Annotated in this window: 8 protein-coding genes; 2 read left to right on the forward strand and 6 right to left on the reverse strand. The window is 69.2% G+C overall.

The features are described 5' to 3' along the window. Positions 1-57: 57 nt before the first annotated feature. Entirely contained in the window at positions 58-1,248 is a 1,191-nt protein-coding gene (locus BLP88_RS07745; protein WP_373366881.1) for a YlbL family protein, read from the reverse strand. A 214-nt stretch (positions 1,249-1,462) separates the two neighbouring features. On the opposite strand from BLP88_RS07745, the gene BLP88_RS07750 reads away from it, so the two are divergent. Further along, a complete protein-coding gene (locus BLP88_RS07750) occupies positions 1,463-2,917 on the forward strand; it encodes a zinc-dependent metalloprotease (RefSeq protein ID WP_074588238.1) in 1,455 nt (484 codons plus the stop codon). Here the strand turns inward: BLP88_RS07750 and BLP88_RS19265 are convergent. The 3 genes from BLP88_RS19265 to nudC are packed head-to-tail and all read right to left on the reverse strand — an operon-like array spanning position 2,914 to position 6,633. After that, positions 2,914-3,519, reverse strand: a complete 606-nt coding sequence (locus BLP88_RS19265) for a M48 metallopeptidase family protein (RefSeq protein WP_074588421.1) — start codon at positions 3,517-3,519, stop codon at positions 2,914-2,916. The genes BLP88_RS07750 and BLP88_RS19265 overlap by 4 nt on opposite strands. After that, positions 3,509-5,647: an ATP-dependent DNA helicase UvrD2 gene (locus tag BLP88_RS07760; protein WP_074588240.1), complete on the reverse strand. Its 2,139-nt coding sequence runs from the start codon at positions 5,645-5,647 to the stop codon at positions 3,509-3,511. Before BLP88_RS07760 ends, BLP88_RS19265 begins: the two co-directional genes overlap by 11 nt. Continuing rightward, the gene (gene nudC / locus BLP88_RS07765; protein WP_074588241.1) at positions 5,644-6,633 is read right to left on the reverse strand and encodes an NAD(+) diphosphatase; all 990 of its coding nucleotides are present in this window, start codon (positions 6,631-6,633) and stop codon (positions 5,644-5,646) included. The genes BLP88_RS07760 and nudC overlap by 4 nt, the downstream gene beginning before the upstream one ends. 169 nt (positions 6,634-6,802) lie before the next feature. Between nudC and BLP88_RS07770 the strand changes: the two genes are divergently transcribed. Then, positions 6,803-8,233 carry a macrolide 2'-phosphotransferase gene (locus BLP88_RS07770; protein WP_084110950.1) on the forward strand — a complete coding sequence of 477 codons (1,431 nt, stop codon included), beginning with the start codon at positions 6,803-6,805 and terminating at the stop codon, positions 8,231-8,233. Here BLP88_RS07770 and BLP88_RS07775 read toward each other — a convergent pair. Both BLP88_RS07775 and BLP88_RS07780 read right to left on the reverse strand, forming a co-directional pair. Next, positions 8,202-11,768 (reverse strand): ATP-dependent helicase, encoded by a 3,567-nt coding sequence (locus BLP88_RS07775; RefSeq protein ID WP_074588242.1) that lies wholly within the window; start codon positions 11,766-11,768, stop codon positions 8,202-8,204. The two genes, BLP88_RS07770 and BLP88_RS07775, sit on opposite strands and share 32 nt — an antisense overlap. Continuing rightward, positions 11,765-14,926 carry an ATP-dependent helicase gene (locus BLP88_RS07780; RefSeq protein ID WP_373366882.1) on the reverse strand — a complete coding sequence of 1,054 codons (3,162 nt, stop codon included), beginning with the start codon at positions 14,924-14,926 and terminating at the stop codon, positions 11,765-11,767. Before BLP88_RS07780 ends, BLP88_RS07775 begins: the two co-directional genes overlap by 4 nt. Positions 14,927-14,987: the final 61 nt, after the last annotated feature.

The following is a 14,987-nucleotide window of genomic DNA, read 5'->3' on the forward strand; positions in this document are numbered from 1 at the left end:
GGTCCGGAGCCGTCAAATATGCCACGAGTGGCGGTGGAGCTAAGTTCCACCGCCAGTCTAGTTCTTGGTGCATGCCGGCAAGCCGGAGGTGTCCTGCCCCGCGGCGAGCCGTTTCACGGCGGTTTCGGCGTCGTCGAGCGTTTCGACTTTGACTACCTGCAGACCGTCGGGAATGTGGCCCACGACGTCTTCGCAGTTGGCGGCGGGCGCCAGGAAGAGGCTGGCTCCTTCATCCTTCGCACCGTGCATCTTCTGGGCGATGCCGCCGATCGGCCCCACTACGCCGTCGGGGGAAATGGTCCCCGTTCCGGCGATGTGCTTGCCGCCGGTGAGGTCCCCGGGGGTAACAGTGTCCATGATGCCCAGCGCGAACATCATCCCCGCGCTCGGGCCGCCCACATCCTCCAGGGAAATCTTTACCTGGAACGGGAACGTGAACTTGTATTGCAGCGCCACCCCGAGCAGCCAGCGGCCGTTCTCGCCCTTGTTCGGCGTGATGCTTACGGTGACGGCCTTGCCCTGGCGGTCGACGACGACGGCGGCCGGGGCACCCGCGGTAGCGGCCAGTTCGCCCTGGATGACCGCAAGGGACGTCACGGCCTTGCCGTTGATCGAGCTGAAGGTGTCGCCTTCCTTGAGCTTGCCTTCCGATGCGGAACCACTGCTCAACCCGGCCACTTGAAGCTTCTGCCCGAAGGAGATGCCCAGTTCCTTCATCGCGGCAGCGACGGCATTCTCCTGGGAGGACGTCATGGCCATGGCGCTTTCCTGCTCGGATTCCTCCTTGGTGATGCCCTTGGGGTAGATCAGTTCCTCGGGGTACACCGCCTTGGAACCGTCAAGCCACGCCTGGAACGCTTCGACAAGGTTGACGGGGCCGTTGGGGCCGCCGCTGATGTAGACGGTGGTCAGGTCCAGGTTGCCCTTCGCCGGGAAGCTTTCATGCCCGCTGACGGAGATCACCGGCTTGCCGTTGTCCGAGCCAAGGGTGTTGAAGGTGGGTCCCGGAGACTCCACTACATAGGGAACCGGCAGCGCCACGGCGGCGATGCCGAGGAGGATGACAAGCGCCCCCGAGATGAGCATCGCGCTGTACCGGGCGCCGCGCTGCCGTGCCTGCGGTGTTTGGCCAAAAGGTGCGCCGTCATTGGCTGCAGCATCAAAAGGTGCCGCGCCCCGGAACTCCTGCCCGCCGTCGTCGAAGCTTCCGGTACCCCGGCCGTCCCGGGGGTTCGGCGTTGTATTCAATGAAATGGCCTCTCCGTGCGCACCGTCCAGTGCGCGATGTCGTCTCGCCGGACGCTACGCCGCCGGCACCCTTCTCAACGTCCCAGCCTACGACGCCGTGCCCTTCAGGTGCTGCTTTGCCTAGAGCGAACGGGCCGCCCGCAAGGCAGACAGCCCCGGTCCTGCGCGGTAACTTGAAGATGATCACCAGTCAGCAGCGACGATCGGCGGCACCATGACTTCCACGCCCAACACCCCCTCAAACGGGGACGATTCCCCCCAGGATCCTTTGGCCGAAATGCTGAAGAACCTGATGGGCGGCCAGGGTATGGGCGACATCGACCCGGCCGAACTGGCCAAGGCGGCGGGGCTGCCCAACGATCCGGCCCTGCTCCAGCAGATGTTCTCACAGGTCCAGGCCATGATGAGTTCAAGCTCCGAAGGCCCGGTCAACTGGCAACTGGCCCACGAGAACGCCCGCCGTGTTGCCGCGGCAGGAAGCGATCCCTCGGTCACCTCCGCCCAGAGCCGTGCGATCGATGAAGCACTCCGGCTGGCCGAACTCTGGCTGGACCCCGTCACGGACCTGCAGGCCACCGGCCTGATCGGCCGCGCATGGTCACGGGCGGAGTGGGTGGAGGCGACGCTGGGCACCTGGAAGCGGCTGACCGAGCCGGTGGCGAACAGCATCGCCAACGCGCTGTCGGACGCCCTGACGCAGCAGTTGCCTGAAGAGATGAAGTCCATGATGGGTGGCGCCTCGTCCATGCTGCAGAACATGGGCGGCGCGATCTTCGGCATGCAGCTGGGCCAGGCCATCGGCGCGCTCTCCGCCGAGGTTGTCAGCTCTACTGACATCGGCGTGCCGCTGGCCGACCTTGAAATGGCGTTGCTGCCGGGCAATGTTGCCAAGTTCGGCGAGGGGCTCAGCGTTCCGGAGAACGACATCCGCCTGTACCTCGCCGTCCGCGAGGCGGCCCACGCCCGCCTGTTCGTCCAGGTTCCGTGGCTGCGCGGGCACCTGTTGGGTGCGATCGAAGCCTATGCCCGGGGAATCCACATCGACATGGGCCGGATCGAGGACCTGGCCCGGGACCTGGACCCCAGCAACCCCGAAGGCATCCAGGAAGCCCTCTCCCAGGGCGTGTTCACACCCGAGCGCACCCCGGCACAGTCCGCGGCCCTGGAGAAGCTGGAAACCGCGCTGGCCCTCGTGGAAGGCTGGGTGGACGAACTCACCGCGGCAGCGACCGAGAAGATGCTGCCCTCGGCCGCGGCCCTGCGCGAAACCGTGCGCCGCCGCCGCGCCACCGGGGGTCCGGCCGAGCATGCTTTCTCTTCACTCGTCGGGCTCGAACTGCGTCCGCGCAGGCTCCGCGAGGCGGCCGCCCTGTGGGCCGCGCTGAAGGAAGAACGCGGCATCGCAGGCCGCGACGCCATCTGGCACCACCCTGATCTCCTGCCCACGGCGGAGGACCTGGATGACCCGAAGGGCTTTACCGAACGCCGCCGCCTGGCAGAGGCCAGCGACAGCGAGGTGGACGACGCGCTGCAGAAGCTGCTCAACGGAGGCTATGACACCCCTTCGGATTCCTCTGACCCGGGTGCCGGTCCGGAGGCGGGCGACGCCCCGGAGGGGGACTCCCACGAGGACGGCACCGAGAACGGCTCCGGCGAAGCGAAGGCCTAGCAGGCTCCGGCGTCCCCGCCGGGATCCTGATCCGGCCTCAGACCGCGCGACGTGGCGAAGGCTACTCCTTCAAGGAAAGCCTTCGCCCTTTGCGTTTCGGGGTAGGCGTCCAGCAGGCTCCAGAACGCGGCATTGTGCCCGGCCACGAGCAGGTGCGCCAGTTCGTGGAGCAGCACATAGTCGATCACCCATTGCGGCATGGGCTTGAGCTTGTCCGAGAGCCGGATGCTGCCCTCTGCCGGTGTGGCCGAACCCCACCGGGAGTTCTGGTTGCCGACCCAGCGTACCGACGTCGGGACCGACCTGCCGCCCAGGTATCTGGCCGAGAGTTCGGCCGCGTGGGCGGCGAGTTCGGCGTCCCCTGAGGGCCGACGGCGACCCGCGCCCTGCGCCCTGCGCTCCCCCTGTTTCCTGAGCTTCTCAAGCATCCGCCGCACCCATTCACGTTCCTGCGCCTGGGTGAACGACGCCGGGATCGCGACGACGGCGGTTCCGTCTTCCCAGAAAGCGGCCACGGTGCGACGGCGCCGGGCCGAGCGGCGCACGACGACCGGGGCGCCCTCGTGGGTCAGTTGATACGGGGACGTGCGCTCAGGAGCCATCGCCGTGCCCGTCGTCGGCCAGCACCGCGAGGACGGCTTCACCGTACTTCTCAAGTTTTGACGGTCCGACGCCGGCGAGGGTGGCCAGTTCCTCCAGGCTCGCCGGGCGGGCCTCCGCGATGGCGGTCAGGGTGGCATCGGTGAAGACCACGAAGGCGGGCACCTCCGCGGAGCTCGCCTCGTCCTTCCGCCACTGCCGCAGCGCCTCGAACGTCTGTTCCTCGTAACTGGGCGGGCACTGCCGGCAGCGCCCGATCTTGCGTTCGGCGCCCGTGGCGAGCATGCTTCCGCACACCCTGCAAGACGCAGGCGCCGCGGGCTTACGGCGCGTCAGCGGGCGGCTGCGGGCGCTGGCCCCGGCAACGGTATCGGGGCGCAGCCCGTCGAGGAACCGGGACGGTTTGCGGTTGGCCCGGCCGCCAGGTGTGCGGGCCGTGGACCAGGACAGGCTGAGGTGTTCGCGGGCACGGGTGATGCCGACGTAAAGAAGCCGGCGCTCTTCGTCCACGGCTTCGGGCGTGTCGGCGAAGGAAATGGGCATGAGGCCTTCGCTCAGGCCCACCAGGAACACGGCGTCCCATTCCAGGCCCTTGGCTGCGTGCAGCGAAGCCAAGGTGACGCCCTGCACCGTGGGGGCGTGCTGGGCGACAGAGCGTTCCTGGAGTTCGTTGACGAACTCGGCAAGGCTGAATTCCGGGCCGCGGTTGGCCACGAGTTCGTCGGCGAGCGCCACGAGGGCGGCCAGGGATTCCCAACGTTCCCGCAAGGCGCCGCCGCCGTGCGGGGCCGAGTCCGAATAGCCAAGGGATGCCACGATGTCCCGGACCAGCTGGCCGAGGGGTTCCCCGGCGGTGTCCGCGGCGGCACGGGTTGCTGCACGCAACTGCAGGATCGCGTCGCGTACTTCCTTGCGGGCGAAGAAGCGCTCCCCACCCCGGAGCTGGTAGCCGATGCCGGCCGAGGCCAGGGCCTGTTCGTAGGCTTCGGACTGCCCGTTGGTGCGGAAGAGGATGGCGATCTCGCTGGCCTGGACGCCGGCGTCGAGCAGTTCGCGGATCCGCCCCGCCACCACGGCGGCCTCGGCTTCGTCGTCCGGGCATTCCATGAACCGTGGTTCGGGACCGGCCGGCCGCTGTGCCACCAGCTGCAGCGGTTTCGCCCAGGCGGCATCGGCAACCGGTCCCCCGCTGCGGCGGGAGCCGAGCAGTTCGTTGGCGAGCTTCACCACCTGCGGGGTGGAGCGGTAATCGCGGACCAACTTGACGACGGTGGCCTCCGGGAACTTCTTCTTGAATCCCAGGAGGTGCTTGGGCGATGCGCCGGTGAAGGAGTAGATGGTCTGGCTGGCGTCGCCCACCACGCAGAGTTCGTCGCGGTCCCCGAGCCACAACTCCAGGAGCCGCTGCTGCAGCGGGGAAACGTCCTGGTATTCGTCGACCACGAAGTGCCGGTACTGCTCCCGGACGGTGGCGGCCACTTTCGGATCCTCCTGGAGGATTCCCACGGTGATCAGCAGCACGTCCTCGAAGTCGATGACGTTGCGGTCGGTCTTCACGTCCTCGTAGGACTGGAAGACGCGGGCGACGGCGGTGAGATCGAAGCCGCCGGGCGTGCCGCGGCCCTGGGCGTTCTCCAGGTAGTTGGCCGGGGTGAGCATGGAGACTTTGGCCCATTCGATTTCCGCGGCGAGATCGCGGATGGAGGCGCGGTCGGTGCTGAGCCGGAGCCGGCGCGCGGCCTCGGCGATCATGGTGGCTTTGTGGTCCAGCAGGTTCGGCAGGGTCCCGCCGATCGCCTGGGGCCAGAAGAACTGCAGCTGCCGCAAGGCGGCCGCGTGGAAGGTACGGGCCTGGACGTTGCCGGCGCCCAGGTCCCGGAGGCGGCTGCGCATCTCGGCGGCCGCCCGGGCGGTAAAGGTCACCGCAAGCAGGCGCTGCGGGCTGTACACCCCGGAATGCACGCCGTAGGCGATGCGGTGCGTGATGGCTCGGGTTTTTCCTGTGCCGGCGCCAGCCAGGACACACACGGGCCCGGTCAGCGTGCTGGCAACCTCGCGTTGTTCGGCGTCGAGTCCGCCCAGGATCCGGTCCTCGAGGGTACCGGCCAGGCCTGGCACTGCGGACGTCACTTCTGGAGGTCCTCGATAGTGCCGCCGTACCAGTGCTCGATCAGCGAACGTGCGATCGACAGCCGGGACGGAATGGTGATTTCGCCGGAGAGCACGGCGGCCTGGAGTTCCTCGCGGCTGAACCAGCGCGCCCGGGTGACCTCGACGCCGTCGGGCCGGGCTTCGGCGTCTTCGGTATAGGCAGTGAACCCGAGCATCAGGGACGCGGGGAACGGCCAGGACTGGGAGCCCAGGTACTGGCAGCTGCTGACCCGCACTCCAACTTCCTCGCCAATTTCGCGGACCACCGCCTGCTCAAGGGACTCCCCGGGCTCCACGAACCCGGCCAGGGTGGAGTGGTTGATGGAACCGGCCGGTCCGCCGCCGCCAAGCAGCACCCGGCCGTCCGCTCCGACCACAGTGACGATGATCGCGGGGTCCGTGCGTGGGTAGTGCTCGGAGTTGTCCTTGGGGCAGCGGCGCACCCAGCCGCCGGCTTCGATGTCCGTGGGCGTGCCGCATTGCGGGCAGTGGGTGTGCGTGGCGTGCCAGTTGGAGATCGCGCTTGCCTGGATGAACAGGGCGGTATCGGTAGCGTCCAGGCGGGCGGCGATGTCCCGGAAGCCGACCCAAAATGCGCTTGCTGGGACGCCCAGCGTGCCGGGCTCCGGGGGCGCCGCGGGAACGAACAGCAGCACCGGGGTGTCCCGCGGGTGGACCGCATCCGTCAGGGTCCTGCCCAGGTAAATCGCCGCGGGCGGTGCCCCTGAGGCTTCCAGAAGGGAATTGAACAGCGTTCCGGCGTCGCCGAGCCATAGCGCGTCGCCATCCACCAGGGCCTGCCGCTCCGCCAGGACCATGGCCTTGGCCGTTCCGGAAGCAAGGAGCTCCTCGACCGTTCCGGGCTTGATGCGCTCAGCGGATGCCCTGTCTATCATGGCCGGACGGACCGGAAGAAGGGTGTCCGTCAAGTGGTTCGCCGGCGCCCGGAACTCGGTAAAACTCATGTACCTACCGTACTGACTCCCAACGACAAATAACATTTGCCCTGTTCAGGGCACGGCCGGCCACACGGCGGCCTGGCGGAGCGGCTTTTCCGGCCGATCTTCCGGCGGATCTGGAGACTCGCCGCAGGACATCGCCCCGACGGGCGCCGCTGACCATACCGTTGAATCTGTGAGAAAAACACCGCTCGAACTGGCCGCAATTGCAACAGCGGCAGTGCCCGGCCTGGCGCCGACAGCCACTGCTTCCGCCCCGGACGACGCCGCCGATTTCGACTCGGCGCTCCTGCTCGATGCGGACGGCAAGCGCTGGCGGGTCCGCTCGCCGCGGCACGCCGAGGCCAGCACCCGCCTGGAGACCGAGTTCATGGTGTTGCGCGCGTTCAGCCCGGCCATCCGTGCGGAACTTCCCTTCCTGCTTCCCAGTGTCGCGGGCACCGTGCGCCAGGGTTCACTGAGCACGTTCGTCTACACCCACCTGGCCGGTTCGACCCGCAGCATCGAGGAGCTCTCAGCCTGCAGCGAGGCCCTGGCGAAGGAAATCGGGACTGCCCTGGCCGCCGTCCACGACCTCCCGCAGGCCCTGGTGAACAACGCCGACCTGCCCAGCTACACGGCCAACGAGTTCCGCCAGCGCAAGCTCAATGAGCTGGATCAGGCGGCCACCACGGGCAAGATTCCCACCATCTTGCTTCGCCGCTGGGAGCACGCGCTGGAGGACGTCGCACTGTGGCGCTTCAACCCCTGCGTTGTCCATGGCGACCTGCATGAAGACAACCTGCTGGTGGATGGCGACCGCGTGACCGCCCTGACCGGCTGGACCGACCTTCGCATCGGCGACCCCGCCGACGACTTCGCCTGGCTGGTCGCGTCCAATGAGCAGTCCTTCGTCGAGGCCGTGCTGCGGCACTACACGGCTGCCCGCCGGGACAAGGCCGACAATCACCTGCTGCGCCGCGCGGCGCTGCTCGCCGAGTTCGCCCTGGCCCAGTACCTGGTGAAGGCCCTCGCCGCGGGCCACGCGCCGATGACCGCGGAAGCCGAAGGGATGTTGAAGTCGCTTGCGGACGACATCGGCGATCAGGACGCGGCTGACGCCGAGGCAGCCGGGCCAGCCGCCGGAGCCGCGGCGGCCGGACCTGTCGGTGGCACGGCGGCCGGACCTGCCGGTGGCACGGCGGTGTCGGGTGCCGGCGGCGACGCCGCGGCCCGTCCCGCTTTCGGCGCTACGACACCGGCGGTGAGCGTGAGTGCCGTGCCTGCCCCCGTGCAAGCCCCCGCCGTCAGTGTTGCCCCCATTCCCGGCGCCGATGTGCACCCGAGCGAAGGCGCCGACGCGGCCGCTCACCCGCCGACGGCCCCGGAAGTGTCGCCCGCCACGTCGGAGATCTCGCCGGCGGCGTCGGAAACCTCGACGGCGGCCCTGCGGATCGTGCCTGCCGCGGACACCGCTGCGCCGGAAGACAGCGGACCGGCTGGTGCTCCCGACCGGACAGAGGGTACCGGAGACGGTTCGGACGAGGCCCCCTCAGGGGAACCATCCCCCGAGGACGCCCCCGCCGGCGAAGACGTCACGTCACCGGGCGGGACAGCGCTGAGGTGATGACCGCCTCGAGCTCAGCTTCGGAGCCGAGGTCGTGCGGACGGACCACGGCGTCGTCGGGAACGTAGTAGAAGGCAGCGCTGACGGCATCCAGGGGCACTCCCTTCAGGCGTGACCAGGCCAAGCGGTACACCGCCAACTGCACGGAGCGGCTGGCGAGGCGGCCGCCGGAGGGGCGCCTGCCGGTCTTCCAGTCCACCAGTTCCCAGCTGCCGTCCGCGTTCCGGAACACGGCATCGATCCGGCCTCGGACCACCACCCCGGCGATGCTGGTCTCCACCGGCACTTCGACGAAGGCCGGAGCCCGGTGCGCCCATTCTGAGTTCTTGAAGGTGTCCACCATGTCGTCGAGGCCGTAGGCGGCATCGATGTGGGAGTCGGCACCGGGTTCCTCGCCGAGGTCCAGCATGCCGCTGGTTCCGAAGTACTCCTCCACCCAGGCGTGGAACGCTGTTCCCTTGCGCGCCGCGACGCCTGGTTCGCGGGGCACGGGCCGCCTGAGCTGAGCGAGCACGGCTCCCGGGTCGCCGCCCAGTTCCACGAACATGGACGCGGAAATGTGGCCCGGCAGGTGGATGTCCTGGACCGGTTTCCGCTGCCGGGATCGCCTGAGCAGTAGATCGGCCTCCTCCGCCCACCCTGCGGCGGCGCCCTGGAGCAGGGTCCGGCGCGGTGAAGGTCCCGCGCCCGAAGCCCCGGCGTCTTCCGGCGGGCACAAAGGCGCTCCCGGACCATGCGCGTCGATGGCCTGCCTCACTCTCTCCGCTGCGGCATCCATGACTACACGGCGTCCGGGCACGTTGCGCAGCCGCGCCCCGGTGCGCGGGTCGCAGGGACCCTCAAGCGGATCATACGGGAACACTGCCAGCTCAGCCGCCACGGTGAGCGGGCTTTCCGCCGGCAGTTCGTCCTCGCGGAGGGAGGCGGGATGAATGCCGGCGGCAGCACCGGCGTCGGCGGTTTGTGCTCCGCCGGGGGTCGCCGCCAGGGGCGCGAGCTCGGCAAGGAACGGCGACACTTCGGCGATGCCGGACCGCGAACCGTTCCAGGCCGCGCTCGATGCCCAGAGCACGAACTTGGCGCGGGTGTAGGCGACGTAGGCCAGGCGGCGCTCCTCCGCTTCGCCGTGGTGCTGGACCTCGGACTTGAACATCTTCTCCGCGTCCAGCCAGCCCTTCTGGTCGGGCTGGTCCAGATCCCATTGCGGCAAGTCTGCACGGTCGCCGCGCAGGGGCCACGGCAGTGCCGCCGCTCCGCTGCTCCACCGCGAATCCCTGCTGCTGGGGAAGGAACCGGCGTTGAGTCCGGGCACAAAGACCACGTCCCATTCCAGGCCCTTGGACGCATGGACCGTGAGCAGCTGCACTGCCTCGTGGTTGACCTCGCTCGCGGCGGCGTCCAGCCCTCCCTCCTCCGAGGCGGCCGCTTCCAGCCAGGAAAGGAACGCCAGCAGGTCCACCCGCTGGGAGGTCTGCAGGAAACCGGCTGCGGCATCCTGGAAGGCGTCCAGGTTGCGGCGGGCCTGGTGGATGCTGACTCCAGACTTGGCGGCCACTTCGACGTCGAGCAGCATGGCCCGTTCGACCTCGCCGAGCAGGGTGGTGAGGTCGTCGCCGATGAAGCTGCGCAGCGTCCTCAGTTCAGCCGAGAGCCGGCCCAGCCGTTCCTGGGCGGTCTCGCTCAGGGAACGGCCGTGGGCCGAGGTCCAGCCGGGACGGGGCAGGAAGTCCAGGGCTTCGACCAGGCTCGCGGCGTCGGTGATGTCGCTTTCCACGACGACGCCGGCGTCCTCGTCGGCGGCGAGGTCCGCGATCAGGTCCTCCGGTCGGGTGGTGCCCTGGGCGCGTCGCCGGGCAAGGAACCGGGACCAGTCGTGGAAGGCCATGAGGTCAGCCGTGCCGATCCGCCACCGCGCACCGGCGAGCAGGCGCATCAGGGCGTCCGAACGGCCTGGATCGGCCAGGACCCGCAGGGTGGACACCAGGTCCACGATCTCGGGGGTATCGAGGAGCCCGCCGAGTCCGACGATCTCATAGGGAATCCCTTGGATTTCGAACTCACGCCGCAGGACCTCCATTTGTGCCCGGCGGCGGCACAGGACGGCCATGCTTGGCGGGACGGCGTCCCCCGCGGCGTCGGTTTCGAAGATCGTGCGGCGGTAACGGAGCACATCCCGGGCGACCGCCGCGGCTTCGTCCTCGTCCGTGGCGAAGCGCCCCAGCAGGACGTTGCCGTCAACGGCCGCAGGGCTTGGCCGCAGCGGCGGCACCGAAACGGCGCTTCCGGTGGTCCGTTCGCCCGCCGGGCCGGAGGACCCGGCCGCCGTGTTCAGTGGGGCGGAGATGACGTTGGCGGTGGCCAGGATGTTGCGTCCGTTCCGCCAGGCAGTGGTCAGATAGGACACAGGGGCCGGAACGAACGACGCCGGGTGGTCGCCGCCGTCGTCAATCCTCGCCGGGAATTCCCGGACGAAATGGAACAGCTGGCCCGCCGAAGCGCCGCGGAAACCGTAGATCGACTGGTTGGGGTCGCCCACCGCCGTGACGGCATGTCCGCCGCCGAACAGGCGGGAGAACAGCACGAGCTGCGCGTGCGAAGTGTCCTGGAATTCGTCGAGCAGCACCACCTTGTAACGGGACCGTTCGGTAGCGGCGGCCACGGGCACGTCCCGGGCGATGCGGGCAGCGAGCGCCACGAGGTCGCCGAAGTCGAGCACACCGCGTTCGCGCTTGGCAGCCTGGTAGCGGCCCACCATGTCCGCGACGCTGGCGCGGGTCAGCAGCATGGCGTGCAGATCCGAGGCGCCCTGGGTCGGGTTCTTCTTGGCGCCTGCCTGGTACGGCAACTGACTGAACTCCGCCGCGCGATCTGTGAGCCACGACTGCACCTCGGCAGGTTCGCGCAGATGCTCGGCGCATTCCCCAGCCAGCTGCACTACGGCGTTGACCAGCGTGGACTTCGCCGCGGTGAAATGCTCATAGGGGCCGTCATAGCCTTCGACGACCTCGCCGGCCAGCTGCCAGGCCTGTGCTCCGCCGAGGAGCACCACGTCGCGTTCGATGCCCAGGCGCAGGCCGTAGTCAGAAACGATGCCGCTGGCGTAGGAGTGGTAGGTGGATACCTTCGGCTCGAGTTCGTCCGAACCCGCCAGCCAGTCCGGGAAGGCATGCCGTCCGGGCTCCGCAACGGCGATCCGCTGCAGGGTGGCCAGCTTGGCACGGATGCGGCTGGCCAGCTCCCCCGCGGCCTTCCGGGTAAAGGTGACGCCGAGGACTTCCTCGGGCCTGACCCAGCCGTTGGCCACCAGCCACACCACGCGGTCGGCCATGGTGGCGGTCTTGCCCGAACCGGCACCGGCGATCACGAGCCGGGGCGACAGCGGCGAGGCGATGATGGTTGCTTGTTCATCCGTAGGGCGGTTCTTCTCCCCCATGATGGCGGCGAGCTCGCCGGGGGTGAAACGCGGCTCGGGAACGGCCGCGCCGGATTCGGGGACGGTCCCGCCGAACGCCGGCGCGAGGGTGTCGAGCGTCATTCCGTAACCTGCTTTCCTCGTGCGCAGAGCGGGCAAATCTCGGGCAGGCGGCAGCCGTGGCCACCGTGGCCCCCCTTGGAGGGATCGTGCCGGGCATCGAAGGTGGCTCCGGACATGAGGGCGGCGGCTTCGTTGACCATGTCCTGCGCCCAGTTGTCCCCGGCGTCGAGGGCATCCTGCACCTGGATTCCGGGAGTCTTGGTCTTGGTCCCGAGCTGCGCCAACACGGCTCCGCCCGGAACGCCGGCAGTGCCCGCTGTTGCGGCATCGAATCCGCCCTGCAGCACGGCAGCCTGGTACGCGCCCAACTGCGGGTGCCGGGCGAGCTCGGCCTTGCCGGGCTGGCGCTTGCCGGTCTTGAGGTCCACGATCACGAGCCGGCCCTCGGCGTCGATCTCCAAGCGGTCCACCTGGCCGCGGAGCATCGCGGCCCGCCCGCCCACCGGCCGCAGCGGCACTTCGAAATCGAGTTCCACCCCGAGGAGGCGCCGGCCTTCGCTGCGCATCACCAGGATGTACTGGGCCAGCTTGCGGACCATCGCCTCCGCCCGCTGGAAATCCAGGCGGCCTTCCCAGTTGTCCTTCATGCCAAGGGCCGGCCAGCGCCGTGCCAGTTCGGCGAGATACTCGGCGCCCGAGGCGTCGGGAAGTTCCTGGGCGATGGCGTGGACCAGGGTGCCCAGGCTCCGGGCGAAGTCGGTGGCGGCTTCGCCGCCGGCTGCCTGCACGAACCAGTCCAGGGGTGATTTGTGCACGGATTCGACCTTGGACGGTGACACCATGACAGTCCCGCCGTCGGGCACCACGGCTTCTTCGCTGCTGAGCGGTGCCAGGCCCCACCAACTGTCCGGGTGGGCGCCGGGGACCGGCGGTTCGGCCAGGGCCAGGTGTGCCAGGACCCGTGCGGCTTCGGCCGCTTCGTCCGATGCCTGCACGTTCTGATCCGCTTGGACTTTCTGGCGGAGTTCAGCCACGAGTGCGCGGAGGGTCATGGGACGCTCCACAGGCGTGTAGCCGCGGCTGTACTGCCCCGCCTCGAGCGGCGCCACGTAGTCCAGGAACGCCGAAGGTTGCTCGTCCTCCGAAGACACAGCGGTGCAGATGAGCTGTTCCCTGGCACGGGAAACAGCGGTGGAGAAACTGCGCAGTTCGTCGTAGCGGATGTCACGGAGCCGGCTGAGGGGGCCACGCTGCAGGGCGTGCTCCACCCCGTGCTCGACGGCGTCGGCAAACAGGGTGCTGCCCAACAGCTCGCCGCGCAGCCGGGTGTTCGGCCACACCCCTTCCTGCAAGCCGGCCACGATTACCACCGGCCATTCCCTGCCCGCCGCGCTTGCCGGCGTCATCAACTCCACGGCTTCTTCCAACTGGGCGCGCGCCGCGAGCGTGTCCATCGGTAGTTCCTGGTTCATCAGGTATTCCAGGAACTGCTCGGCGCCCGCGCCGGGAAGCTGGTCGACATACCGCTCCGCGGTGTGGAAAAGAGCCATCATCGCGTCAAGGTCCCGGTCCGCGCGGGCACCCGGCGCGCCGCCGTCGAGCGCCAATCCTGTCCACCGTGCCGACAGGCCGCTGCTCTGCCACAACGCCCACAGCACCGTTTCGGCGTTGGCACCGGGCTGCTGCAGGGCTTCCTGGCCCGCCGCGATCATGCGGGCCAGGCGCCGGGCGGAACCGGCTTCGATCCCGAGCGACCCCAGAGCGCCGGGCTGCAGCAGCGCCTCCACCAGCAGGGAATCGCTGGCCCGCCCGCCACCGCCGAGCAACTCTTCGCGGCGCAGGGACTGCCGCAGCCTGCGCAGTTCGATGGCCGTGGCCCCGCCGATCCGGGAGGTCAGCAGGGAGACTGCGAGCTCCGGAGTCAGCTTTGCGGGTTCAAGGACCACGCCGTAAAGCTCCAACAGGGGACGCACGGCCACTTCGTCACGGACCGCCGAGTCCGCCACCGGAACCTGCACGGGGATCCCCTGCCCGGTGAGGTAGCGCTGGAGCTGGGTGAGCTGCCCGCCATTGCGCACGATCACGGCGATGTCGCTGAAGGCACGGCCCTCGCGGAGTTGGGCCTTCAAGATGCGCTGCGCCACGTAGCGGAGTTCGTGGGCCGGGGACGGCAGGAGGTGCGCCTCGGCATGACCCTCACCGTCCTGTCCGGGGCCGGTCTCGAGACGGCGCGCCAGCTGGCCGCCCTGGCGCTGCGAAATCCGGGCGGCGACCCCGAGCCAGGCGGCCGCAACAGCGGGGGCCTGCCGGTGGGCGGTCCACAGGGGCAGCTCCTGTGCGGTGTTGCCGCTGCCCAGGAGGCGGGGCAGCTCCGCCACGAGGTCCGGGCGGGCGCCACGGAACCCTTGGACCACGGAGTCCGGGGAAAAGGTGACCAGGGCGTCCTTGCCCTCGGCGATATCCGTGAGCAGTTCGAAGACCGCCGGGTTGGCCTCCTGGATGTCATCAACGAGGATCAGCTGGAGCCGTTCGCGTTCGGCTGCCAGGAACTCCGGCGCATCCTGGAAGATCTGCCGGGCCGCTGTGATGATGCCCGCGGGGTCGAAGGCCTCGGGCATGCGCAGGTCCAGGACGTCCCGGTATTCCGAGTAGAGTCGGGCCGCCGCCATCCAGTCGGGACGGTCGCATTCGTAGGCGAGGGCCGTGAGGTCCTCGGCGGTGCGGCCGGATTCGATGATGCGGTCGAAGAGTTGGCGGATCTCGTGGCGGAAGCCGCGGGTGGGCAGCGCTGCGGACAGGTCCTCCGGCCAGGGCAGTTCCAGGCCCGGGCGGCTGTGGCCTTCGAGCAGTTCCTTGATGATGAGGTCCTGCTCGGGACCCGAAAGGAGCTTCGGCGGCCGCGGCAGCGGGAGGACCCCTTCGGCCTTCGCCCGCCGGATCAGGTCGAAAGCGTAGGACGCCCAGGTGCGGGCGGGCGTCGTGCTCAACGAACGGCCGAGGCGTGCGGTAAAGCGGTCCCGCAGGGCCGAGGCGGCATGCCGGCCGGGTGCCAGGATCAGGATGCGGCCGGGCTCAACGCCGTCCCGTTCCACCCGGCGGACCGCCGCTTCCACCAGTACGGTGGTCTTTCCGGTGCCGGGCGCTCCCGGCACCAGTACCGGCCCGGTTCCGTGGGCAAGCCCGACGACGGCGGCCTGGTCCGCGGACAGCAGGGGCACCGTGCAGATGTTCTCCCGCGGCGGGACAAGCCGGAGGCGTGGGGCTGACGGTTGGTGTGCT

Source organism: Arthrobacter cupressi, from assembly GCF_900099975.1.
Classification (GTDB): domain Bacteria; phylum Actinomycetota; class Actinomycetes; order Actinomycetales; family Micrococcaceae; genus Arthrobacter; species Arthrobacter cupressi.